The sequence below is a fragment of the Streptomyces sp. NBC_01622 genome (genome assembly GCF_045209635.1).
Taxonomy (GTDB): Bacteria; Actinomycetota; Actinomycetes; order Streptomycetales; family Streptomycetaceae; genus Streptomyces.
On the sequence record NZ_CP109293.1, the window covers coordinates 3,960,910 to 3,983,166 of the forward strand.

The 22,257-nt window shown below is 68.7% G+C and carries 22 protein-coding genes and 1 pseudogene; 12 read left to right on the forward strand and 11 right to left on the reverse strand.

Features of this window, described 5'->3' with window-relative positions; all coding sequences use genetic code 11:
• Positions 1-38: 38 nt before the first annotated feature.
• Positions 39-3,842, forward strand: a complete 3,804-nt coding sequence (locus OH768_RS17650) for a multifunctional oxoglutarate decarboxylase/oxoglutarate dehydrogenase thiamine pyrophosphate-binding subunit/dihydrolipoyllysine-residue succinyltransferase subunit (RefSeq protein ID WP_406454702.1) — start codon at positions 39-41, stop codon at positions 3,840-3,842.
• Between the two features lie 86 nt (positions 3,843-3,928).
• The gene (locus tag OH768_RS17655; protein ID WP_019075209.1) at positions 3,929-4,111 is read left to right on the forward strand and encodes a DUF6104 family protein; all 183 of its coding nucleotides are present in this window, start codon (positions 3,929-3,931) and stop codon (positions 4,109-4,111) included.
• Between the two features lie 33 nt (positions 4,112-4,144).
• On the opposite strand, the gene OH768_RS17660 is transcribed toward OH768_RS17655, so the two are convergent.
• Positions 4,145-4,990: a hypothetical protein gene (locus tag OH768_RS17660; protein ID WP_406454704.1), complete on the reverse strand. Its 846-nt coding sequence runs from the start codon at positions 4,988-4,990 to the stop codon at positions 4,145-4,147.
• A 173-nt stretch (positions 4,991-5,163) separates the two neighbouring features.
• Here OH768_RS17660 and OH768_RS17665 point away from each other — a divergent pair, with 173 nt between their 5' ends.
• Together OH768_RS17665 and OH768_RS17670 are read left to right on the forward strand one after the other, a co-directional pair.
• Positions 5,164-6,117, forward strand: coding sequence for a DUF4097 family beta strand repeat-containing protein (locus OH768_RS17665; RefSeq protein WP_406454706.1), 954 nt, complete (start codon positions 5,164-5,166; stop codon positions 6,115-6,117).
• A 1-nt stretch (position 6,118) separates the two neighbouring features.
• The gene (locus OH768_RS17670; protein ID WP_406454708.1) at positions 6,119-7,198 is read left to right on the forward strand and encodes a helix-turn-helix transcriptional regulator; all 1,080 of its coding nucleotides are present in this window, start codon (positions 6,119-6,121) and stop codon (positions 7,196-7,198) included.
• Positions 7,199-7,261: 63 nt separating this feature from the next.
• Here OH768_RS17670 and OH768_RS17675 read toward each other — a convergent pair whose 3' ends face one another.
• The 4 genes from OH768_RS17675 to OH768_RS17690 all read right to left on the reverse strand — a co-directional run bounded on the left by OH768_RS17675 (position 7,262) and on the right by OH768_RS17690 (position 10,722).
• On the reverse strand, positions 7,262-7,831 hold the full coding sequence (locus tag OH768_RS17675; RefSeq protein ID WP_406454710.1) for a Clp protease N-terminal domain-containing protein: 570 nt from the start codon (positions 7,829-7,831) through the stop codon (positions 7,262-7,264).
• The gene (locus OH768_RS17680; RefSeq protein WP_359602372.1) at positions 7,831-8,040 is read right to left on the reverse strand and encodes a helix-turn-helix domain-containing protein; all 210 of its coding nucleotides are present in this window, start codon (positions 8,038-8,040) and stop codon (positions 7,831-7,833) included. The genes OH768_RS17675 and OH768_RS17680 overlap by 1 nt, the downstream gene beginning before the upstream one ends.
• A gap of 111 nt (positions 8,041-8,151) precedes the next feature.
• Positions 8,152-9,117 (reverse strand): zinc-binding dehydrogenase, encoded by a 966-nt coding sequence (locus OH768_RS17685; RefSeq protein WP_362984907.1) that lies wholly within the window; start codon positions 9,115-9,117, stop codon positions 8,152-8,154.
• A 381-nt stretch (positions 9,118-9,498) separates the two neighbouring features.
• Positions 9,499-10,722 (reverse strand): NADP-dependent malic enzyme, encoded by a 1,224-nt coding sequence (locus OH768_RS17690; RefSeq protein ID WP_406454713.1) that lies wholly within the window; start codon positions 10,720-10,722, stop codon positions 9,499-9,501.
• Between the two features lie 501 nt (positions 10,723-11,223).
• On the opposite strand from OH768_RS17690, the gene OH768_RS17695 reads away from it, so the two are divergent.
• Genes OH768_RS17695 through OH768_RS17705 form a run of 3 tightly spaced genes read left to right on the forward strand, consistent with a single transcriptional unit; the run spans position 11,224 to position 13,944 of the window.
• A complete protein-coding gene (locus tag OH768_RS17695; protein WP_406454715.1) occupies positions 11,224-12,183 on the forward strand; it encodes an ABC transporter substrate-binding protein in 960 nt (319 codons plus the stop codon).
• Between the two features lie 28 nt (positions 12,184-12,211).
• Positions 12,212-13,147: an amino acid ABC transporter permease gene (locus OH768_RS17700; protein ID WP_406454717.1), complete on the forward strand. Its 936-nt coding sequence runs from the start codon at positions 12,212-12,214 to the stop codon at positions 13,145-13,147.
• Positions 13,144-13,944, forward strand: a complete 801-nt coding sequence (locus OH768_RS17705) for an amino acid ABC transporter ATP-binding protein (protein ID WP_406454719.1) — start codon at positions 13,144-13,146, stop codon at positions 13,942-13,944. Before OH768_RS17700 ends, OH768_RS17705 begins: the two co-directional genes overlap by 4 nt.
• Positions 13,945-14,017: 73 nt before the next feature.
• Here OH768_RS17705 and OH768_RS17710 read toward each other — a convergent pair whose 3' ends face one another.
• Both OH768_RS17710 and OH768_RS17715 read right to left on the reverse strand, forming a co-directional pair.
• Positions 14,018-14,227: a hypothetical protein gene (locus tag OH768_RS17710; protein ID WP_406454721.1), complete on the reverse strand. Its 210-nt coding sequence runs from the start codon at positions 14,225-14,227 to the stop codon at positions 14,018-14,020.
• Between the two features lie 449 nt (positions 14,228-14,676).
• Positions 14,677-15,435 (reverse strand): class I SAM-dependent methyltransferase, encoded by a 759-nt coding sequence (locus OH768_RS17715; protein WP_406454723.1) that lies wholly within the window; start codon positions 15,433-15,435, stop codon positions 14,677-14,679.
• A gap of 127 nt (positions 15,436-15,562) precedes the next feature.
• Between OH768_RS17715 and OH768_RS17720 the strand changes: the two genes are divergently transcribed.
• Positions 15,563-16,192, forward strand: coding sequence for a CGNR zinc finger domain-containing protein (locus tag OH768_RS17720; protein ID WP_406454725.1), 630 nt, complete (start codon positions 15,563-15,565; stop codon positions 16,190-16,192).
• Here OH768_RS17720 and sodX read toward each other — a convergent pair.
• Entirely contained in the window at positions 16,096-16,530 is a 435-nt protein-coding gene (gene sodX, locus OH768_RS17725) for a nickel-type superoxide dismutase maturation protease (protein ID WP_406454727.1), read from the reverse strand. The two genes, OH768_RS17720 and sodX, sit on opposite strands and share 97 nt — an antisense overlap.
• A 145-nt stretch (positions 16,531-16,675) precedes the next feature.
• Between sodX and sodN the strand changes: the two genes are divergently transcribed.
• Positions 16,676-17,071 carry a superoxide dismutase, Ni gene (gene sodN, locus OH768_RS17730; RefSeq protein WP_019075224.1) on the forward strand — a complete coding sequence of 132 codons (396 nt, stop codon included), beginning with the start codon at positions 16,676-16,678 and terminating at the stop codon, positions 17,069-17,071.
• Between the two features lie 110 nt (positions 17,072-17,181).
• Here sodN and OH768_RS17735 read toward each other — a convergent pair whose 3' ends face one another.
• The 3 genes from OH768_RS17735 to OH768_RS17745 all read right to left on the reverse strand — a co-directional run bounded on the left by OH768_RS17735 (position 17,182) and on the right by OH768_RS17745 (position 19,257).
• On the reverse strand, positions 17,182-17,994 hold the full coding sequence (locus tag OH768_RS17735) for a class I SAM-dependent methyltransferase (protein ID WP_406454729.1): 813 nt from the start codon (positions 17,992-17,994) through the stop codon (positions 17,182-17,184).
• The gene (locus OH768_RS17740) at positions 17,991-18,266 is read right to left on the reverse strand and encodes a hypothetical protein (protein ID WP_406454733.1); all 276 of its coding nucleotides are present in this window, start codon (positions 18,264-18,266) and stop codon (positions 17,991-17,993) included. Before OH768_RS17740 ends, OH768_RS17735 begins: the two co-directional genes overlap by 4 nt.
• A 661-nt stretch (positions 18,267-18,927) precedes the next feature.
• On the reverse strand, positions 18,928-19,257 hold the full coding sequence (locus OH768_RS17745) for a hypothetical protein (RefSeq protein WP_406454735.1): 330 nt from the start codon (positions 19,255-19,257) through the stop codon (positions 18,928-18,930).
• A 66-nt stretch (positions 19,258-19,323) separates the two neighbouring features.
• On the opposite strand from OH768_RS17745, the gene OH768_RS17750 reads away from it, so the two are divergent.
• The 3 genes and pseudogenes from OH768_RS17750 to OH768_RS17760 all read left to right on the forward strand — a co-directional run bounded on the left by OH768_RS17750 (position 19,324) and on the right by OH768_RS17760 (position 21,752).
• A complete protein-coding gene (locus tag OH768_RS17750) occupies positions 19,324-19,815 on the forward strand; it encodes an ATP-binding protein (protein WP_406454737.1) in 492 nt (163 codons plus the stop codon).
• A gap of 469 nt (positions 19,816-20,284) precedes the next feature.
• Positions 20,285-21,399 (forward strand): annotated as a pseudogene (locus OH768_RS17755) (hypothetical protein).
• Positions 21,396-21,752 (forward strand): ASCH domain-containing protein, encoded by a 357-nt coding sequence (locus OH768_RS17760; protein WP_406454739.1) that lies wholly within the window; start codon positions 21,396-21,398, stop codon positions 21,750-21,752. Before OH768_RS17755 ends, OH768_RS17760 begins: the two are co-directional and overlap by 4 nt.
• Positions 21,753-22,257 lie beyond the last annotated feature (505 nt).

A 22,257-nucleotide genomic window follows, 5' to 3' on the forward strand; every position in this document is an offset into this window, starting at 1 on the left:
TCCATCACCTTGTGAAGCGGAAGAGGGCGGTTGCCGCCGTGTCGTCACAGTCCCCCAGTAACTCGACCATCTCGACCGAGTCCGACCAAGCCGCGGGTAAGAATCCCGCGGCGGCGTTCGGCCCCAACGAGTGGCTCGTCGACGAGATCTATCAGCAGTACCTCCAGGATCCGAACTCGGTGGACCGAGCCTGGTGGGACTTCTTCGCCGACTACAAGCCGGGCGCGGCTGCCGCCCCGACCTCGACTTCGGCGGGTACTGCGGCCGCGGGGGCCGCAGGGACCTCCACCCCGGCCGCACCGGTGGCCCCGGCCCCGGCTGCTCCTGCGGCGCCCGCCGCTCCGGCGGTCCCCGCGCCGGCGCCCACAGCCGCCGCTCCGGCCCCGGCTCCCGTCGCCGCTCCGGCCCCTGTGAAGGCGGCGGCTCCGGCCGCGCAGCCGAAGAAGGCCGAGCCCGCGACCGAGGCCCCCGCCGGCCCCGAGTACGTGACGCTGCGCGGCCCCGCCGCCGCGGTCGCGAAGAACATGAACGCCTCGATCGAGGTGCCCACGGCCACGTCCGTGCGCGCGGTCCCGGTCAAACTGCTCTTCGACAACCGCATCGTCATCAACAACCACCTGAAGCGCGCCCGGGGCGGGAAGATCTCCTTCACCCACCTCATCGGCTACGCGATGGTGCAGGCCATCAAGGCCATGCCGTCGATGAACTACTCCTTCGCGGAGAAGGACGGCAAGCCGACCCTGGTCAAGCCGGAGCACGTCAACTTCGGTCTCGCCATCGACCTGGTGAAGCCCAACGGCGACCGCCAGCTCGTCGTCGCCGGCATCAAGAAGGCCGAGACGCTGAACTTCTTCGAGTTCTGGCAGGCCTACGAGGACATCGTCCGCCGCGCCCGCGACGGCAAGCTGACGATGGACGACTTCACCGGCGTCACCGTCTCCCTGACCAACCCCGGCGGCCTCGGCACGGTCCACTCGGTGCCGCGTCTGATGCCCGGTCAGTCGGTCATCATGGGCGTCGGCTCCATGGACTACCCGGCGGAGTTCCAGGGCACCTCCCAGGACACTCTCAACAAGCTCGGCATCTCGAAGGTCATGACCCTCACGTCGACCTACGACCACCGGGTCATCCAGGGCGCCGCCTCCGGCGAGTTCCTGCGGATCGTCGCGAACCTCCTGCTCGGCGAGAGCGGCTTCTACGACGAGATCTTCGAGGCGCTGCGCATCCCGTACGAGCCGGTCCGCTGGCTCAAGGACATCGACGCGTCGCACGACAACGACGTGACGAAGGCCGCCCGCGTCTTCGAGCTGATCCACTCCTACCGGGTGCGCGGCCACGTCATGGCCGACACCGACCCGCTGGAGTACCGCCAGCGCAAGCACCCCGACCTGGACATCACCGAGCACGGCCTCACCCTGTGGGACCTGGAGCGGGAGTTCGCGGTCGGCGGCTTCGCCGGCAAGTCCCTGATGAAGCTGCGCGACATCCTGGGCGTGCTGCGCGACTCGTACTGCCGCACCACCGGCATCGAGTTCATGCACATCCAGGACCCGAAGCAGCGCAAGTGGATCCAGGACCGGATCGAGCGCTCGCACTCCAAGCCGGAGCGCGAGGAGCAGCTGCGCATCCTCCGCCGCCTGAACGCGGCGGAGGCCTTCGAGACCTTCCTGCAGACGAAGTACGTCGGCCAGAAGCGCTTCTCCCTCGAGGGTGGCGAGTCGGTCATCCCGCTGCTCGACGCGGTCATCGACAGCGCGGCCGAGTCGCGCCTCGACGAGGTCGTCGTCGGCATGGCCCACCGCGGCCGCCTGAACGTTCTCGCGAACATCGTCGGCAAGTCGTACGCCCAGATCTTCCGCGAGTTCGAAGGCAACCTCGACCCGAAGTCGATGCACGGCTCCGGCGACGTGAAGTACCACCTGGGCGCCCAGGGCACCTTCACCGGCCTGGACGGCGAGCAGATCAAGGTCACGCTCGCGGCGAACCCGTCCCACCTGGAGACGGTCGACCCGATCATCGAGGGCATCGTCCGCGCCCGCCAGGACATCATCAACAAGGGCGGCACGGACTTCACGGTCCTGCCGCTCGCCCTGCACGGTGACGCGGCCTTCGCGGGCCAGGGCGTGGTGGCCGAGACGCTCAACATGTCCCAGCTGCGCGGCTACCGCACCGGCGGCACGATCCACATCGTCATCAACAACCAGGTCGGCTTCACGGCCGCCCCGGAGTCCTCCCGCTCCTCGATGTACGCCACTGACGTGGCGCGCATGATCGAGGCCCCGATCTTCCACGTGAACGGCGACGACCCGGAGGCCGTGGTCCGCGTCGCGCGGCTGGCCTTCGAGTTCCGTCAGGCGTTCAACAAGGACGTGGTGATCGACCTCATCTGCTACCGCCGCCGCGGTCACAACGAGTCGGACAACCCGGCCTTCACCCAGCCCCTGATGTACGACCTGATCGACAAGAAGCGCTCGGTGCGCAAGCTGTACACCGAGTCGCTGATCGGTCGCGGCGACATCACTCTGGAAGAGGCCGAACAAGCCCTCCAGGACTACCAGGGCCAGCTGGAGAAGGTCTTCACCGAGGTCCGCGAGGCGACGGCCCAGCCGGGCGCCGCCCCGATGGCGGACCCGCAGGCGGAGTTCCCCGTCGCGGTCAGCACGGCCATCTCCTCGGAGGTCGTCAAGCGGATCGCCGAGTCCCAGGTCAACATCCCGGACAACTTCCACGTCCACCCGCGCCTGCTGCCCCAGCTGCAGCGCCGGGCGACGATGGTCGAGGACGGCACGATCGACTGGGGCATGGGCGAGACGCTCGCGATCGGTTCGCTGCTGCTCGAAGGCACGCCTGTCAGGTTGTCCGGCCAGGACTCCCGACGGGGCACCTTCGGCCAGCGCCACGCGGTCCTCATCGACCGCCAGACGGGCGAGGACTACACCCCGCTCCAGTACCTCTCCGAGGACCAGGCCCGCTACAACGTCTACGACTCGCTGCTCTCCGAGTACGCGGTCATGGGCTTCGAGTACGGCTACTCACTCGCCCGCCCGGACGCGCTGGTGATGTGGGAGGCGCAGTTCGGCGACTTCGTCAACGGCGCGCAGTCGGTCGTCGACGAGTACATCTCGGCGGCGGAACAGAAGTGGGGCCAGACGAGCGGTGTGACGCTGCTCCTCCCCCACGGCTACGAGGGCCAGGGCCCCGACCACTCCTCGGCGAGGGTCGAGCGCTTCCTCCAGCTCTGCGCGCAGAACAACATGACAGTAGCGATGCCGACCCTGCCGTCGAACTACTTCCACCTCCTGCGGTGGCAGGTGCACAACCCGCACCACAAGCCGCTGGTGGTCTTCACCCCGAAGTCGATGCTGCGCCTCAAGGCCGCCGCGTCGAAGACGGAGGAGTTCACGACCGGTCAGTTCCGCCCGGTCATCGGCGACGAGACGGTGACGGACCCCGCGGCCGTCCGCAAGGTCGTCTTCGTCACGGGCAAGCTGTACTACGACCTTGAGGCCGAGCGCGCCAAGCGCGGCACCACGGACGTGGCGATCATCCGCGTCGAGCGCCTGTACCCGCTGCCGGGTGCGGAGCTCCAGGCCGAGGTCAACAAGTACCCGAACGTCGAGAAGTACCTGTGGGCCCAGGAGGAGCCGGCCAACCAGGGCGCCTGGCCGTTCATCGCCCTCAACCTGATCGACCACCTGGACCTCGCTGTTGGCGCGGACGTGCCTCACGGGGAGCGACTGCGGCGGATCTCGCGCCCGCACAGCTCGTCCCCGGCCGTCGGTTCCGCGAAGCGGCACCAGGCGGAGCAGGAGCAGTTGGTGCGGGAGGTCTTCGAGGCGTAACCGTCCCGAACCCGTCGTACGCGGCCGGGCCGCACCCCCACTCCGGGGGTGCGGCCCGGCCGTTTGCGCGCACTTATCCTTGACCCATGTACTTCACGGACCGTGGCATCGAGGAACTGGAGAAGCGGCGCGGCGAGGAAGAGGTCACCTTCGAGTGGCTCGCCGAGCAGCTGCGGACGTTCGTCGATCTGAACCCGGACTTCGAGGTCCCGGTGGAGCGCCTGGCGACCTGGCTGGCCCGGCTGGACGACGAGGACGACGACGAGTAGGAGTTTCTACGACGACCGGTCCGGCCCCCGTTGTCAGTCGCGCGGGCGGGCCAGTTCGTAGGCGATGCCCAGTGCCCCGTGGGCCAGGAGCAGTGCCCCCGCGACGGTCCAGCCCGCGCTGCGGCGTCGTAGGCCCCAGGCCGTGAGCGGGAGGCCCGCCGTCAGCTGGGTCAGGGACAGGGCGCGTGCCGCGGGGGTGCCGGACCAGGGGAGCCAGGGGCCCAGGCGGCTGTTGTCGACCGCTTCCAGTTCCGTGCGGACCACCTCGCGCCAACCCGAACGCTCGATCTGGCGGGTGTCCGGGCGGGTGCGGGCGATCTCGTGGAGGCGGTCTGCCGGTTCGCCGGGGGCGAGGCCTGCCGGAAGGGCCACTCCCGCGCGCGTGAGGACCGCCAGGAGGCCGCGCAGGCGGGTGCGGGCGTCGGCCTCGGGGTCCGGTTTCGTCAGGCGGTCGAGGGACTGCAGATCCAGTACGGGGTCCAGGGCCAGGCGGGCGGCGAAGGTGCGCATCGCCTCGTCCTCGCCGGCGGGAGTGCCGTCGGCGAGCCAGACGTAGCCGACGGGACGGCGGAAGCCCGAGGCCAGGGTGTAACCGGCGCGGTCGGCGTCCCACCACAGGGCGAGTACGGGCCAGGGGGCGCCGACGGCCAGCGCGGCGGCCCAGCCGGTGAGGACGCGGTCGACCGGTTCGTCGCCGTCCAGCCAGGGCTTGCCCTCGGGGACGAGCACACTCCAGTCGTCGCCCGCGCGGGTCAGCAGCATGCGCTCGCGGAGCAGATGTGCGGCCGGAGCGACGGAATCCGGTTCGGCCCGGCAGAGCAGCAGGGCGCCCGGTCCTGCACCGGCCCGGCGTCCGACCTGGGATTTCTCCGTGGACATGGTCACACGCTAGGGCAATACGCCTCTTTCCGCCGGTCGTCGGACGGTCGGCGATCACCGAAACGAGTGCCTTGACTTTCCGCATCCACGATATATCGTGTTTCTCGGAAGACGCGATATGGCGCGTCGTGTCCGATCCCATCCCGTGCGGTTCGACCGAGGAGGTCTGCATCATGTCCGAGTGGTCCGTCGCAGAGCCCAGGAAGCTCACCTTCGACGAGCCCGTGAGCGATCTCCATGTACGCATCGTCAACGGAACGGTGAACGTCGTGGGGACGGACGAGGGTTCCGCCCGCCTCGAAATCTCCGAGATCGACGGGCCGCCCCTGGTGGTGACCCAGCAGCACGGCACCCTGACGGTGGCGTACGAGGACCTGCCCTGGAAGGGCTTCCTCAAGTGGCTGGACCGCAAGGGCTGGCGGCGCAGCGCGGTGGTCTCGCTGGCCGTTCCCGCGAGCACCCGGGTCGAGGTCGGCGTGGTCGGCGCCGCGGCCGTCGTCTCCGGGATCAGCGGGCCTTCGGTGGTGCGGGGCGTCACGGGCGACACGACCCTGGTCAGCCTCTCCGGTGCGGTCCGCGCCGAGACCGTCTCGGGGAACCTGGAGGCCCAGGCCGTCACCGGCGACCTCCGCTTCAACTCCGTCTCCGGCGATCTCACCGTCGTCGAGGGCTCGGGGAGCTCCGTTCGCGCCGAGTCGGTGAGCGGCTCCATGATCGTGGACCTCGACCCGGACGGCCCGACCGACATCCGGCTGACCAATGTCTCGGGCGAGATCGCCATCCGGCTGCCGCATCCGGCGGACGCGGACGTCGAGGCGAACACGGCGAGCGGTTCCATCTCCAACGCCTTCGACGGACTGCGGGTGCACGGCCAGTGGGGCGCCCACAAGATCACCGGCCGGCTGGGCGCGGGCACCGGAAAGCTGCGCGCCACGACCGTCTCCGGCTCGATCGCCCTGCTGCGCCGGCCGGCGGCGGAGGACGAGGAAGAAGGCACTGAGGACGACGTGACCGGTGCCCCCGCGAACGGGGCTCAGGGCGACTCGGGGGACAATTCCGTTTCCGGCCCGGACGATGCTTCCGGCAGCGCAGCGGCCGACGGCACGACCGACAAGAAGGTGCTCTGACATGCCTCCCGTCTTCGCCCACGGCCGCCTCCGCCTCTATCTGCTGAAGCTGCTGGACGAGGCCCCCCGCCACGGCTACGAGGTGATCCGCCTCCTGGAGGAGCGCTTCCAGGGGCTGTACGCGCCGTCGGCGGGCACGGTCTACCCGCGCCTGGCCAAGCTGGAGGCCGAGGGCCTGGTCACCCACACCACCGAGGGCGGCCGGAAGGTGTACGCCATCACGGACGCCGGCCGCGCCGAACTGGCCGACCGCAGCGGCGAGTTGGTCGACCTGGAGCTGGAGATCCGCGAGTCCGTCGCCGAGTTGGCCGCCGAGATCAGGGCCGACGTCCGGGGCGCGGCGGGCGACCTGCGGCGCGAGATGCGCGCGGCGGCCTCAGAGGCCCGGCGGGGCACCGGCAGCGCGCGGGCCCGAAGCGGCGACCACGAGGGCACCGCCGGGGACTTCACGGACTTCGGCGACAAGGAGTCGTGGCGCGCCGCCAAGGAGGAGATGCGCCGCGCCAAGCAGGAGTGGAAGGAGCAGGCCCGGCGCGCCAAGGACGAGAGCCGGCGGGCCCGCGAGGAGGCCCAGCAGGCCCGGCGCCAGGCCAAGGAGGCCCAGGCGCGGGCATGGGCACAGGCCCAGGAGGAGATGCAGCGCATCGGCCGCCAGGTCCAGGAGCATGCGCAGGACCACTTCGCGCGCGGCGACTGGCCCACGGGCGTACGGGAGAGCCTGACCGAACTGGCAAAGGAGTTCGGGGACTTCGGGAAGGAGTTCGGCAAGGACTTCGGGTTCGGGGGGCGGCCGGGTACGGGCAAGTCGGCTTCGGCACCGGCACCGGGGGCGTCGGCACCGGAGTACAGCCAGACCCCGGAGGACTTCCCCGCGGAGTACGAACCGGCCTGGGCCCACGAGGGCTCCACCGGCGACCCGGCCCGCGATCTGGACCGGCTCCTCGACCGCTTCCGGGACGACATCCGCGACGCGGCCCGCGACCGGGGCGTCACCGAGGACCAACTCCGCGACACCCGCCGCCACTTGTCCGCGGCGGCGGCACACATCGGGGCGATACTGCGGGGCGGACGCAAGTCCTGAGCCGAGGCCGAGGCCCGCAGGCGGTGCGCCGCGACATCAAACCGAGGCGCACCGCCCCGCTCCTCAGCCCGCCTTCGCCTCTCCCCCGCCGTACAGCACTCGTGTCGCCGCCTCGTGGGTCACCCCGTGATCGGCGAGCACCTCACCCGGCACGCCGGGGAGGATGGTCAGGGCGAGGAGGAGGTGTTCGTCGCCGATGTGGCCGTCGTGGTGGGCCACGGCGATGCGCAGGGACTTCTCCAGGACGTTCTTGGCACCCCGGCTGAAGGTACGGCGGCCCGACCACAACTTCCCGCCCTTGCGGTCGCCGGACATCGCCCCGACACCGTGCACCTCCTCGACGCGAGCCACGATCTCCGAGACGTCGATACCGAGCCCGGCAAGGGCGTCGGCCTCGGACTGCGAGAGCCCGGCTCGTCGGCGAGCGTCGTCCAGAGCCTGCCGTAGGGACTGCTTGCGTTCTTCGGTGGTGAGGCCGAGGGCGGTAAGGGTGAACGAGGCCCGACTGCCCTCGCGGTCGAGGAGTGCCAGCAGCAGGTGTTCGGCGTCGACGGAACCGGACCCCGACCGCTCGCAGTGCTCCACCGCGCCCTGCACCACGGCGCGGGCGTCCTTCGTGAACCGTTCGAACATCACTGCCTCCCGTACTTCTTGTGGACGGCCTGCCTGCTGACTCCGAGTTCCGCGGCGATCTCCTGCCACGACCAGCCCTGGTTGCGCGCAGCGCGCACCTGCACCGCCTCCAGTTGCTCCACGAGCTTGCGCAGCGCGGACACGGCACGGAGGCCGACCCGTGGGTCACGGTCACCCGCGCGCTCGGCGAGATCCGTTGCTTCGGTCATGATGTCAACCTACGTTGACAGGCACCCCCCTGTCAATCAAAGTTGACAAACGCCGACGGCCGGCCCGGAAAGAACCGGGCCGGCCGTGAGCCAGACAGAAGGGACGAGACGTCAGCCGTTCGTGAGCACGATCTTGCCGAACTGGCCGCCGGAGTCGAGGCGTTCGAAGCCCTCGCGGGCCCGGTCCAGTGGGAGTACCTCGTCGATGACCGGGCGGACACCCGTCGTGGCGCAGAAGGCGAGCAGGTCCTCCAGCTCGTCCTTGGTGCCCATGGTCGAGCCGACGACCTTGAGTTCGAGGAAGAAGATGCGGGTCAGTTCGGCGTGCGAGGGGCGGTCGCCGCTCGTGGCACCGGAGATGACGAGCGTGCCGCCGGGCTTCAGCGACTTGACCGAGTGGGACCAGGTGGCCGCGCCGACGGTCTCGATGACGGCGTCCACACGCTGCGGCAGCCGAGCCCCCGGCTCCACCGCCTCCAAGGCACCCAACTCCAGCGCGCGCTTCCGCTTGGCCTCGTCCCGGCTGGTCGCGAAGACCCGTAGCCCGGCCGCCTTCGCGAGCACGATCGCCGCCGTGGCGACACCGCCGCCCGCGCCCTGCACGAGCACCGAGTCGCCGGGCCGTACGCCGGAGTTGGTGAAGAGCATGCGGTACGCCGTCAGCCAGGCCGTGGGCAGACAGGCGGCCTCCGCGAAGGACAGCTCCTTCGGCTTCGGCAGCACGTTCCACGTCGGTACGGCGACCTGCTCGGCGAAGGTGCCCTGGTAGTGCTCGGTGAGGATGGAACGGGGTTCCCTGGGGCCGACGCCGTGGCCGGTCTGGCCGATGACGGAGTGCAGGACGACCTCGTTGCCGTCCTCGTCGACGCCGGCGGCGTCGCAGCCGAGGATCATCGGCAGCTTGTCCTCCGCGAGGCCTACGCCGCGCAGGGACCACAGGTCGTGGTGGTTGAGGGAGGCGGCCCTGACATCGATGGTGCTCCAGCCCGGCCGGGCCTCGGGGGCGGGACGCTCCCCCAACTCAAGGCCGGAGAGCGGCTGGTCGCGGTCGATTCGGGCGGCGTAGACGGCGAACATGACCTTGACCATAGGCTCCGCCGGTGGCGCGGGGAACTACCTCGCGGTGTGACGCATGCCCTCTTGCCAAGGGGCGGGGGGTGTTTGTGCCGGGGTCTTCTGGGGGCTGCGCCCCTCAGACCCCCGCTTTGGGCCCGAACGGCCTTGCCCTCAAACGCCGGACGGGCTGAGATATCCGGACCGACGCCAACACGCCCACCCAGGCCGCAGCCGAGGGCCCAGAGCCCAGAGCCCTCAGCCGCCAGCCGCCAGCCGCCAGCCGCCAGCCGCCAGCCGCACAACGACCCGGGCTCCCACGGAATACGTCCACCCCTCAATCACCCGATCGGGTGGGCCGGTGGGCAAAAAATGGCCCCGCCCGAGTGGGCGGGGCCATTCGGACTACCGTCGGGCAACACCCTCCGCCCGCGCCGCCGCCGCGACAGCCGCGGTGACCGCAGGCGCGACCCGCTCGTCGAACGGCGACGGAATCACATAGTCCGGGGCGAGATCGTCCCCGACGACCCCGGCCAGCGCCTCGGCCGCCGCGATCTTCATCCCCTCGGTGATCCGAGACGCCCGCACCTGCAGCGCGCCCGCGAAGATGCCCGGGAACGCCAGCACGTTGTTGATCTGGTTCGGGAAGTCGGACCGGCCCGTGGCGACGACCGCCGCGTACTTGTGCGCCACATCGGGGTGCACCTCGGGGTCCGGGTTGGCCATGGCGAAGACGAACGCGCCGTCGGCCATCGAGGCCACCGCCGGCTCCGGGACCGTACCGCCGGAGACACCGATGAAGACGTCGGCGCCTTCCAGCGCCGCTTCCAGCGTCCCGGAGAGTCCCGCCTTGTTGGTGAGCTCGGCGAGTTCCCGCTTGACCGGCGTGAGGTCGTCCCGGTCGCGCGAGACGACGCCCTTGCGGTCCGTGACGGCCACGTCGCCGAGCCCTGCCTCCAGCAGGAACTTGGCGATGGCCACCCCGGCCGCACCCGCGCCGGAGATGACGGCCCGCAGGTCGCCCAGCTCCCGCCCGGTCAGCTTCGCCGCGTTGCGGAGGGCCGCAAGCGTCACGATCGCTGTGCCGTGCTGGTCGTCGTGGAAGACGGGGATGTCGAGCCGCTCCTGGAGCCTGCGCTCGATCTCGAAGCAGCGTGGCGCCGAGATGTCCTCCAGGTTGACGCCCCCGAAGGAGGGCGCGAGGCGCACGACGGTCTCGATGATTTCGTCGACGCCGGTGCAGTCCAGCGCGATCGGCACCGCGTCCACGCCGCCGAACTGCTTGAACAGGATCGCCTTGCCCTCCATGACGGGGAGGGAGGCCTCGGGACCGATGTCGCCGAGTCCGAGCACCGCCGTACCGTCCGTCACGACGGCGACCACGGACGACTTCCATGTGTAGTCGTGGACGAGTTCCGGCTGCTCCGCGATGGCGGTGCACACGCGCGCGACGCCGGGTGTGTACGCCAGGGACAGGTCGTCCTTGTCGCGGATCGGCACGGTGGCCTGCACGGCCATCTTGCCGCCGCGGTGCAGCGCGAACGCAGGATCGAAGGAATCGAGGGGCTCGGCCCCGCCGTCCTGATCCGTACTGCTGTCGCTGCGAGGATTGACGATCTCCGCTGCCACTTTGTCTTACCCCTTAAGTCTTCATTGATTTTGAGGGTGGCCACTCCCTGGTGAGGGGTGGGCGGGCACCGCGCAGGGCCCAGAGAGTTGATGCGTACGAGCACCTGCGCGACGGGCGCGCCGCACACGCGCCCTGAGCCCCGGATGAGGGGTGTAAAGAACCTTCTTACCGGACGGACGGCACCGAGGACGAGTCCAATAGGCGCAAGGTCACATCGCGTCGGCCGAGGGCGGAACGATGATCGATCACATCGTGGGACCTACCGAAGATCTTCCGGCCGGAAGGAGTGATTCCAGCAGATGGTCCGTGATCAGGGCGTCCTCATGTACCGACCTGATGCGTTTCGGGGGTCACCCGTTATCCGATTTTGACATAGGGAGTCCCCTGAATGGTTCAGTCCGAATGGCAAGATGCCCTAATCACACGAGGTCGCGACACCCGAAGGTGTGTGTTCTCGTCGACCCGTCGGCACCGCCATCCATCCGCCGGAGGAACCCATCATGACCGCACGCTTCACCCGTCGTACGACCGCCCCGCACACCCGGCTGGCAGCGGTCGGTGCGATCGCGGTCGCCGGCTCCCTGCTGCTCGCCGGCTGCGGTGACCAGACGAACAAGAACAGCAGCTCGGACTCGTCGTCGTCCTCCTCGGCGCCGCTCGCGAGCAAGCTCCCCGCCGACATCCGCAAGGCGGGTGTCATCCAGGTCGGCTCGGACATCGCGTACCCGCCGGTCGAGTACATGGAGAGCGGCAAGGCCGTCGGCATCGACCCCGACATCGCGGACGCGCTCGGCAAGCAGCTGGGCGTCAAGTTCGAGTTCCAGAACGGCAAGTTCGACAACCTGATCGTGGGCCTCCAGGCCAAGCGCTTCCAGGTGCTCATGTCGGCGATGAACGACACCAAGGACCGCCAGAACGGCATCAACTCGGACACCGGCAAGAAGGTCGGCGACGGCGTCGACTTCGTCGACTACTTCACCGCCGGTACGTCGATCCTCGTCCAGAAGGGCAACCCGAAGGGCATCAAGTCGCTCGACGACCTGTGCGGCAAGGTCGTGGCCCTGCAGAAGGGCACCACATCCGAGGGCATCGCCAAGACGCAGAGCAAGAAGTGTACGACCGACGGCAAGAAGGCCATCACGCTGCAGACCTTCGACACCGACCCCGAGGCGCTGCTGCGTCTGAAGCAGGGCGCGTCCGTCGCCGACCTGAACGACTTCCCGGTGGCGGCCTACAACGCGAAGACCTCCAGCGGCGGCAAGGACTTCGAGGTCGTCGGCGACCAGATCGAGGCAGGCCCGTACGGCATCGCCGTCAGCAAGAGCAACACCCAGCTGCGCGACGCCCTCCAGGCCGCCCTCGCCGCGATCATGAAGAACGGCGAGTACACCAAGATCCTGCAGAAGTGGAACGTCACGGACGGCGCGGTGACCGAGGCCAAGATCAACGGCGGCTCCTGATCCCGCGCGACGCTGAAAGGCAGTCACCGTGACTGAGATTTCCGACCGGGTTCCGCCACCCGCGCCCTCGGTGCCGCCCGAGCAGATCAAGGCCATCCCGGTCCGCCACTACGGCCGCTGGGTGGCCGGGGTCGTGATCCTCGGCCTGCTGGCGCTGATCGGGATCGCGTTCTCCAACGCGAAGATCAACTATGGCGTGATCCCGGACTACCTCTTCGACCCGGGCATCGTGGCCGGCGCCTGGACCACGCTGTACATCTCGGTGCTCGCCATGCTCCTCGGAGTCGTGCTCGGCATCGTCATCGCCGTGATGCGGCTGTCGTCGAACCCGGTGACCAGCACCGTGGCGTGGTTCTACATCTGGTTCTTCCGCGGCACCCCGGTCCTGGTGCAGCTGCTGCTCTGGTACAACATCGCGCTGGTCTTCCCCGTCCTGAACCTCGGGTTCTACAAGGACGAGATGAACCAGGTGATGACACCGGTCCTGACGGCGCTGCTCGGACTCGGCCTGAACGAGGCCGCGTACATGTCCGAGATCGTCCGGGCCGGCATCCAGTCGGTCGACGAGGGCCAGACGGAGGCATCGCACGCGCTGGGCATGACGCAGGGCAAGACGCTGCGCCGGGTGGTCCTCCCGCAGGCGATGCGGGTCATCATCCCGCCGACCGGCAATGAGTTCATCAACATGCTGAAGACCTCGTCCCTGGCCTACGCCGTCCAGCTCCCCGAGCTGATCAAGAAGGCCACGGACATCTCCAGCACCTCGCTGGCGGTCGTCGAGATGTACTTCGTGGCGTGCATCTGGTACCTGTTCCTGACCACGGTCTTCAGCATCGTGCAGTACTACGTCGAGCGCCGTTACGCCCGTGGTTCGAGCCGCAGTCTGCCGCCGACCCCGCTGCAGCGGATGCGGAAGTACCTCCGCATGTTCGGCTCGTTCCGCCGCCCGGAGGTGGCCCGATGACCAGTCTCGCCAAGGACATCGCCCCGGGCACCGGCGGCCACCCGATGGTCAGGGCCGAGGCCGTGCACAAGTCGTTCGGGCTCGCGCACATCCTCAAGGGCATCGACCTGGAGGTGAACCCGCGCGAGGTGTTCTGCCTGGTCGGCCCGTCCGGTTCCGGCAAGTCCACCTTCCTGCGGTGCATCAACCACCTGGAGAAGATCAACGCCGGGCGGCTCTACGTCGACGGCCGGCTGGTCGGCTACCGGCAGCAGGGCGACAAGCTCTACGAGTTGAAGGAGAAGGAGGTCTCCGCGCAACGGCGGGACATCGGCATGGTGTTCCAGCGCTTCAACCTCTTCCCGCACATGACGGCGCTGGAGAACGTCATGGAGGCGCCGGTCCAGGTCAAGCGCGAGACCAAGGCCGTGGCCCGGGAACGGGCGCAGCAGCTGCTGGACCGCGTGGGCCTCGGCGACCGCAAGGATCACTATCCGGCGCAGCTGTCCGGTGGCCAGCAGCAGCGGGTGGCGATCGCCCGGGCGCTGGCGATGCAGCCCAAGCTGATGCTCTTCGACGAGCCGACCTCGGCGCTCGACCCGGAGCTGGTCGGCGAGGTGCTGGACGTGATGCGGGACCTGGCGGCGGACGGCATGACGATGATCGTCGTCACCCACGAGATGGGCTTCGCCCGCGAGGTCGGCGACTCGCTGGTCTTCATGGACGACGGCGTGGTGGTCGAGTCCGGCCACCCGCGTGAGGTCCTGACGAACCCCCAGCACGAGCGGACCAAGTCGTTCCTGTCGAAGGTGCTCTGAACCGCGGTACCGAAAAAGGGCTGGGGCGGAAGGGAATTCCCTTCCGCCCCAGCCCTTTTCATCCGCACATGGCTCAGTGCAGGTATGTCGTCCAGCCCTGGCCCGGCACATAGACCTGGTGCCCGCGCTTCTCGATGATGTCGCGCGAGTCGCAGGTCGCCTTGCTGGTGCCCGCACCGGTGAGGGTCTTTCCGTATTTGTTCGACCGGTAGAACGTGTCGGTGTAGATACAGCCGACATAGGCCCGGACCTTGCGACCGCACGGGTTCTTGGTGAAGTTCACCGTGTACGACTTGCCCGGTGTACGTGTAGGAGATGAACTGCGCGGCACCGCGCGGCCCGTCCTGGATGAAGCCCGTGAACAGGACGTAGTTCTGCGGGCCTTCCTTGAAGTCGCAGTCGCAGACCTTCGGTGCGTTGAACGCGCCGTCAGTGTCGGCGCACTGCCCGACTCGGCCCGATCCGTCCATCGACTTCCACTTCACGACGGCACGCATACCGTCCTTGCGAAGGTCGTTGACAATGAACTTGTCTCCGTCGGCGTCGAAACAGACGTCATAGACGGATCCCTGATCCACGGCACATGTCTTGCTCGCCGGACCTTTCCCCACTCCAAGCCCCCCGTGGACTTGGAGTGAGCATTGGATCACTACCCAAATAGAGAGGCAAGCAATTTGCTTGAGTAACTATGCAACCCGGATGGGAATTTCGGATATACCGGAACCGCAACCCCTACTTCAGCGCCAGCAGCAGCGTGTCCGACGGCGAGCACCACACCGCCCGCGCCTCCCCGAACCCCTTCTCGCGCAGCATGCGCGCGTGCCATGCCGGTGAGGGCATGTCGCCGTCCGCGTGGGCACCGTAGATCTCGAAGCGGCGGGCGGTCGGTGCGGCGAGGACCGGGTCCTGGGCGGCGAGTTGCCACCACTCGGCCCAGTCGAGGGCGCCGTTCCTCTGGGCCTGTTCCATACGGGCGTGGCTGCGGGTGCGCTCGATCGCGTTGATCCGGGGCGTGGTGTCGTCGATCATGTGGTCGGCGTTCATGAAGACGCCGCCGTAGCGGACGAGTTCGGCGAGTTCGCCGTAGAGGGCCGCGAGGGGTTCGTTGCGCAACCAGTGCAGGGCCGTGGCGGTGAGGACCGCGTCGTACGAGTCGTACGGCAGCTCCGTCGTCCACCGCGGGTCCTTGAGGTCGGCCGTGACGAAGGAGACCCGCTCGTCGCCCTCGAAGGTGCCGCGGGCGATGGCGAGGAGGGCGGGATCGAGGTCGACGCCGGTACTGGTGGCGTTGGGGAAGCGGGCCACCAGCCGGGCCGTGATGCTGCCGGTGCCGCAGGCGAGGTCGAGGACGCGCGGCTCGGGCCCGACGCAGGCCTCGACCATGTCGAGCATGATCCGGAAGCGGTCCTCCCGGTCGGGCATGTACCACTCCTGCTGCCGGTCCCAGCTCTCCTGCCAGGACTGCCAGTCGGTTCCGACACCGGTCGTCATGAGGCCCCCTGTCCACTCCGTGTCGTAGTACCACTGCCGTAGTACCACCGCCGTAATACCCTGGAAGCACGATCAGCTGTTACCCGACCGCATCCACGACCATAGAGCGCCTCCGTAAGGACTACAAGTGGAACTGGCCTATTACTCGGACTATGCCGTACGCCTCGTCAACACCGAGGAACCGGCCCGGGGCAAGGACGTCCTGACCTCGGTCGAGGCCGTGCGGGACCTGTTCGGCAGCAACAAGGAGGCGGCCCGCCGCGCCACCGACGCCGACGTCACCCGCTTCCGTTCGGTCCGGGCACGGCTGCGGGCGGTCTTCGAGGCGGCCGACGGCGGCGACGAGACGCTCTCCGTGAACCTGCTGAACTCGCTCCTCCTGGAGTTCCCGGTCAGTCCGCAGATCTCCGGGCACAACCACCGGGACGACGACGGCCGCCCGCTGTGGCACATGCACCTCGCGGACCATCCGTCGAACGCGACCGCCGGCTACGCAGCCATCGCGGCGATGGGCCTGGCCTTCCACCTCACCGAGTACGGCGTCGACCGCCTGGGCCTGTGCGAGGCGCCCCCGTGCCGCAACGCATACCTCGACACCTCGACCAACCGCTCCCGGCGCTACTGCTCGGACCGCTGCGCGACCCGCGCCAACGTGGCCGCCTACCGGGCCCGGAAGCGCCTGGAGGCCGACCGGTCGGAGAGGACTGGCCTGGCGGCCGAGAGCGCCCAGCGCGCGAGCGCGAACGGCGAACGCTGACCGGGCTTGAGCGGCCGGTACCGGAAACGCACCTTGCCCAGCACCAGGTCCTCGGGCACGGCGCCGTAGTCCGTACTGTCCCCGCCGGCGAACGCGTTGTCCCCGAGCACCCACCAGCCGCCGTCCCGCCGCTCCACGGCCCGCTTGACGACCAGCAGGTCCTGCTGGAACGGATGCCGCAGCACGACGACGTCCCCGGGCCTGATCCTGGCGCCGTACTGCACCACGAGCAGATCCCCGTGGACTAGCGTCGGCACCATGGACGGCCCGGTCACCTCGGCCGTCCCGAAGGGCAGTACGGCCCTCCCGCGCTCGGTCTCCTGCGACAGCTCCGGCATCCCCGGCACCTCCCCGGTCCTATCCTCCACCAGTCTGAGTCCGACCCCGGACTTTTGTCCTAAGCCCATGGGGGCACTCGCGAAATCAGCTTCTCCAGGGAGTAATGTCCCACCTGAGAAGACGATCACGAGGAAGGAACGCTCCATGCTTTCCCGCCTGTTTGCCCCCAAGGTGAAGGTCAGCGCGCACTGCGACCTGCCCTGCGGTGTGTACGACCCGGCCCAGGCCCGCATCGAGGCGGAGTCGGTGAAGGCCGTACAGGACAAGATGGCCGCCAACGACGACCCGCACTTCCAGGCGCGTGCCACCGTCATCAAGGAACAGCGCGCCGAGCTCGCGAAGCACCACGTCTCGGTGCTCTGGAGCGACTACTTCAAGCCCCCGCACTTCGAGAAGTACCCGGAGCTGCACCAACTGGTCAACGACACCCTGAAGGCCCTCTCGGCCGCCAAGGCGTCCACCGACCCGGCGACGGGCCAGAAGGCGCTGGACTACATCGCCCAGATCGACAAGATCTTCTGGGAGACCAAGAAGGCCTGACACCCCCAACTGCCCCGGCCCGACCGGCGATCGGTGCACCATCGCGGGTCAGTGGGTATGGGGAAGGGGCTCTGCCGGTTCGCCGGCGGGGTCCCTTCGTCGTTCCTGCGTCAGCGACGGCAGACGAGGACACCTCCCAGACACGTGATCTCGAAAGCCCCATACCGGGCGATGTGATCCACGAGGATCGTTCGGGCCCGCTCGATCGTGGCGTAGAACGGCACGTCGTGCTGGTCCGCCCAGGCCCGGTAGGAAGCCATATGCGCGATGACCGGCTCAGGATCGTCGACCGTGATGGTGCCGGGCAGTTCCATCGTCTCCACCCGCCCGAATTCCTCACCCAGGAAGGCCGAGGCCTTCTCCAGGGACAAGCGGGCGCTGAGCGATACACGGGCCGGGCCGCCGCCGGTGCCGAGGACATCGCCCGCAGCCCGCTGCCACAGGTCGTCGAGTTCCGCCTTGTCCCGGTCGCTGTTGGTGGAGGCGATCACCAGCCCGTCACGGGCAACTACGCGGGACAGTTCCCTGACCGCCTGTGGGATGTCGGAGACGTGGTAAAGCATGTGCAGCGCCAGGGCGGCATCAACGCTCTCGGTCGCCAGCGGCAGGCGGATCGCATCAGCCACGCCGACCGGGCCGGGGACGTCGGCGAGGATGCCGGGGGCGATGTCCAGGCCCAACAGGGCCAGATCGGGACGGTTCTCGCGCAGCCGCTGGATGAACTTGCCGTTGCCGCAACCGACATCGACCACATGCCCACGCACACCGCTCAGCTTCTCGGCGACGATACCGGGCAGGTCGTAACGAGGCGTCTGCCACTGGTAGAGCGACTGGCGAGCGGCGAGATCCCGGTCGCTGCTGTAGGCGCTTCCGGCGAGGCGGCTCCGGTCGGTGACGGCGGCGTGTGCGGACAGTTCGGTCACGTCGGCAGCTCCGTGGGAGGGGCGGCGGGTGAGGTCGCAAGGACGGCCGTGTGGTGGAGTCGTTCACGCAGGTGTGCCGCCTGCGCGGCTCCACCGTACTGCGGCCCGCTCAGCTCCCGACCTAGAGCGATGAGCCGGCGCACGATACTGGCCGACATGCGCTCCGGGGAGGAGTCGAGGACGAAGGCGAGCACCTCCTCTGTGCCGTCCAGATCACCCAGAAGCAGATGGCCACAGGCGAGATCGACATGGGCGGCGAACAGGTCGCCCACCGACTGGTCGTCGTCCTCGGCGCTGCGGTAGAGCCGGATCGCGGTTCCGCGCTGACGATGGCTTGCTGAACTTGCTCCCGTCCGCCCACCGCCAGGTAGCTCGTACCGGCGTACGTGAACTGCTTGGCAGCCGGGAAAGCGAAGATGCCTGGCACCTCGTCGAGACCCACCATCGCCTCGCGAGAGCGCTCGGCATCCGCCAGCGCGGCCACTACACCCACCCGGTCTCCCACTATGGCCGGCGCCCGCGCCTCCAGGCTCGCCAGCCGAGCCCCGATGCTCCCGCCAGCCCGGTGCCGACGACCCGCCTGCGCCAGCCGCGCCGCCTGCTCGTACCGTCCAGTCCAGTAGGCGATCAAAGACTCAACGGCTCGCACCCAGGCCAACATCCCTTCATGGCCGGCAGCTTCGGCGCACGCCCGGGAAGTGCGAGCGTGTGTGGCTGCGGAGTCGTAGTCGCCCAGGTCCAGGCACACGTGAGCGGACAGGCCGCACAGACGGGAGGCCGCGACGTACAGGTCGGTGGTCTGCCGGGGGTGCTGTCGTCCGCGCAACAGCTCGAACACCCCGTTCCGCAGTCGCTTGATCTCGACGTACAGCTCCAGCAGCGGGTGACTGACGTAGCTACGGGCGAGCCGAGTGATATCGGCCTCCAACTGCTCTACGACAAACTCGTCGGCGTTCCGCTGCGCGTGAACCGGGCGAACTCCGCCGAGTCCACGGCATCCACCGACACAGCCCCCACTGCGGTGCGCGGATGCGCCATGCGCTGCGCGGGCAGCGTCTGTTGCGCTTCTGCCGGGCCGCCGCCGTTCCGTCGGCTCTTGCTGATCGCAACCGCTCGGTCGAGTTCCCCAGCATCGACGCCGAACACCTGCGCCAGGTATTTCCGCGTGTACGGCACCGGGATGCGTACCTCGCGCTCGTAACGCCCGATCTCCTTGCCCGTCTTGGTGGCACGCCCCTCCAGGGCGTTGTACTCGTCGGCCACCTGTTGCTGGGACCAGCCACGCTCGGTACGCAGCCTGATGAGCAGCGCAGCGGTTGGCTGTTGGCCATGCCCAGCAGACTGCCCGGCGAGCCGGACACCCTCGCGCCGGACCAAGCCCTCGAAGGCGCCGTCGAGCACAAAACGATGCTCTTCGACCGACGCCGGACCACCCCAGGAGCCGCCCGCTCCTTCGTCGCCGAGACCCTTACCCAATGGGGTCGGACCGAACGCCTCGACGACATCCGGCTGTGCATCTCCGAACTCGCCACCAACGCCATCCTGCACGGAGCCCCTGCAGGCGGTCAGGTCCTCGTACGCGTCGAACTGCACGCCACCGTGCTGCGTATCGAGGTGCACGACGGCGGCAACGGCACACCCATCAAGCGAGAGGCACGGAGCACCGACGCCGAAGGCCGCGGCCTGCTCCTCGTATCCGCAGTGGCCGACCACTGGGGCGTAGAAGAACGCCATGGCCCCGGCAAGTGCGTCTGGGCCGCCTTCCACCACAGCACGGTGCCGACATGCTGGCGCCGGCCAATACCGAGGCGTTCACGCTGACCGCCGGTCTGATCGCCTCCCTGGCTACCACCACGTGGCTGGACACCGCCCCGACCGGCACCGCTCTGTGCTGCCTCCTGCCGGTGCCCCAACAACCCCGCAGCCTCTACGAGTCGCCGACGGTCATCGAACAACGCATGCGCGCGGTCGCCGAAGCTCTGCACCTCAGCCCCGCCACCGCACCTCCGCCGGACATCGGACCGCGTCTGCGCCAGATCACCCCGACCGAGGTGGCCTTGCGCGTCGCCGGCACCCCCCAACCGAAAACGGATCCCCGCAGGCCGCCCCTGGACCCTGCTCCTCGGCCAAGGAACCCCGGCAGCCCTTGTCCTGGGCCTCGACCCGCTCTCCCGCAATGCCACGCCGGCAGAGATCGACACCTACCTGGACCACGCCACGCCCCGCCAGCGCCTCCTCTTCGGCCACACCCGAACCGAATGAACCCCAACCCACCCCAGGGGGACATCCCTTGACGACCCACCCCGTCTCACCGAACACCGTCCTGGCCAACGCCCTCCACCCTGCCGAGGACGTCCTGACCCCACGCATCCTGGCCACCCCACCCCAGCGGATCGTGCTGGTCGTCGGCGCCCAGATCAACGGCGCCCCGCACATCGGCACCTCGCTCGTACAGTCACTCGCCTTCGCCATGGCCGCCCGCCTGCGCGACCGCTTCGGCATCTCGACCGAGGTCCTGTTCAGCGCCCTCGACAACGCCCCACACGAGCTGACCACCGACCCGGTCAGCGGTCACCGCTACCAGCATGCCTACGCCCAGGCCCTCGGCGATCAGGCCCTGACCGACCTCGTCGGCGCCCTCTATCAACCCCTGTTCACCGCGCTGTCCCGGCGTCTGGGCATCCCGCACCAGGTCGAGACCTACAGCCAGCAGCAGGCTGGCGAGCACTTCCGCCGCACCTGGCTACGGCTCCCCCCTCGCCTCGACGCCGCCCGCTGGTGGCTGGCCCCCTCCACCGGCACGCCGCACGTGCGCGTCCCATGCCCACAGCCTGGCTGCGGCTGGGCCGAGAAGCACGCCGAGCGCGCTCGCGTCCAACTCACCGACCGCGAGGCCGCGCAAGTGGCTGCCGTCTGCCTCCGCCACGGTCCTTACCAGGCCACCATCGCCCGGCCGATGGCGCCTACCTCGACCTGGCCACGCTGTACCGCAACCTCGTCAAAGAACTCGCCCTGTCAAACCCCCACGGCACCCTGCACGTCATGGTCAAGGGCGGCGACTGGGTCTTCGGCTCCCACCTGGTCGACGAGGCTCTCCAGGCCGTCGGCCTCACCCGCGGACAGCTCCCGGCCCGCCTGTTCTGCCCCCAGGTCGTCACCGACACCGGCGCCAAGCTGTCCAAGTCACTGATCCGCGAGGGCCGGGTTTCTCTGCCGGAGGGCGCAGCCAGCTGGATGCTCGATACCCGGCAGTGGCCCGGCACCATCGCCGAGTACGCCGAGCAACTGCTGGCCATGACCGATACGTTGCTGTCCGACCCCCGCCACTTCTTCCGCTCGTACTCGGCCGCCGAGATCGGCCGCATGATGACCGCGCCAGCCCTCAGGAGCGTTCCCGCCCCATGATTGACACCACCGCCCGCGTCCGCGAACTCAACCTCTACCGCCAGTACTTCGACCTCGTCGCCGCGGGCACCAAGACCATCGAGGTACGGGTGAAGTACCCGCACCTCGCCGACCTCGCCGCCGGTGACATCATCCGGTTCCGCATCAAGGGCACCGATGAGACCTGCGAAGTAAAGGTCAAGCGCGTAAACGAGTACCCCAACTTTGAGGCGCTGCTTGACGGCGAGGGAGCGGCCAACGTCAACCCGACCGCCGCCCGCGAACAGCAACTCACCAACATTCGCGCTATCTACTCGCCCGAGAAGGAAGCTCTGGGCACCCTCGCCATCGAAATCGTACGCATTGCGAGTTGAGACCCGAGCCAACGGCCAACGGCGCCTTGCAGGAAGTTCCGTATCCGGAACGTACTCACATCGGATGACGAAACACGCTGGCCAGTCCAACGACAACTGGGCACCTACGGACGCGGGTAGGGCTAATGCATACGCCGACGGGCTCGACACGAAGGCGACAGCAACCACCGCAGCGGTCATGGGCGGGCTCGCCTGCCCGTTTTCGCCCCTCACGGACGACGGCGCCCGTCACACAGACAGAAGACGGATCGATCAGTTACCTCTAATCCATCCGATATCCATGAGGAATTCAGATGGCCCGCCACCAACAATAGGCGTGTTCGCGCCCATCTCCCATGGAGTTGGATGTATCGCGTCCACGCGGCCAGGCAATTCACAACGGCAAGCCGATCACCCTTCTGAGGCTTTCAGCCAACCCTCATGCAGCAGGTTCACCCACAGGCACTCAGGCCAATGATCACCGCGTCACACCCTTCACAGCAGGAACACAGGGGGTACGCAGTGC

Excerpts from the sequence above, each read along its gene's own strand:
- OH768_RS17655 (WP_019075209.1), top strand. The coding sequence starts at position 3,929 with ATGTACTTCACGGACCGTGGCATCGAGGAACTGGAGAAGCGGCGCGGC.
- OH768_RS17660 (WP_406454704.1), bottom strand. The coding sequence starts at position 4,990 with ATGTCCACGGAGAAATCCCAGGTCGGACGCCGGGCCGGTGCAGGACCG.
- OH768_RS17665 (WP_406454706.1), top strand. The coding sequence starts at position 5,164 with ATGTCCGAGTGGTCCGTCGCAGAGCCCAGGAAGCTCACCTTCGACGAG.
- OH768_RS17670 (WP_406454708.1), top strand. The coding sequence starts at position 6,119 with ATGCCTCCCGTCTTCGCCCACGGCCGCCTCCGCCTCTATCTGCTGAAG.
- OH768_RS17675 (WP_406454710.1), bottom strand. The coding sequence starts at position 7,831 with ATGTTCGAACGGTTCACGAAGGACGCCCGCGCCGTGGTGCAGGGCGCG.
- OH768_RS17680 (WP_359602372.1), bottom strand. The coding sequence starts at position 8,040 with ATGACCGAAGCAACGGATCTCGCCGAGCGCGCGGGTGACCGTGACCCA.
- OH768_RS17685 (WP_362984907.1), bottom strand. The coding sequence starts at position 9,117 with ATGTTCGCCGTCTACGCCGCCCGAATCGACCGCGACCAGCCGCTCTCC.
- OH768_RS17695 (WP_406454715.1), top strand. The coding sequence starts at position 11,224 with ATGACCGCACGCTTCACCCGTCGTACGACCGCCCCGCACACCCGGCTG.
- OH768_RS17705 (WP_406454719.1), top strand. The coding sequence starts at position 13,144 with ATGACCAGTCTCGCCAAGGACATCGCCCCGGGCACCGGCGGCCACCCG.
- OH768_RS17715 (WP_406454723.1), bottom strand. The coding sequence starts at position 15,435 with ATGACGACCGGTGTCGGAACCGACTGGCAGTCCTGGCAGGAGAGCTGG.
- sodX (WP_406454727.1), bottom strand. The coding sequence starts at position 16,530 with ATGCCGGAGCTGTCGCAGGAGACCGAGCGCGGGAGGGCCGTACTGCCC.
- sodN (WP_019075224.1), top strand. The coding sequence starts at position 16,676 with ATGCTTTCCCGCCTGTTTGCCCCCAAGGTGAAGGTCAGCGCGCACTGC.
- OH768_RS17750 (WP_406454737.1), top strand. The coding sequence starts at position 19,324 with ATGCCCAGCAGACTGCCCGGCGAGCCGGACACCCTCGCGCCGGACCAA.
- OH768_RS17760 (WP_406454739.1), top strand. The coding sequence starts at position 21,396 with ATGATTGACACCACCGCCCGCGTCCGCGAACTCAACCTCTACCGCCAG.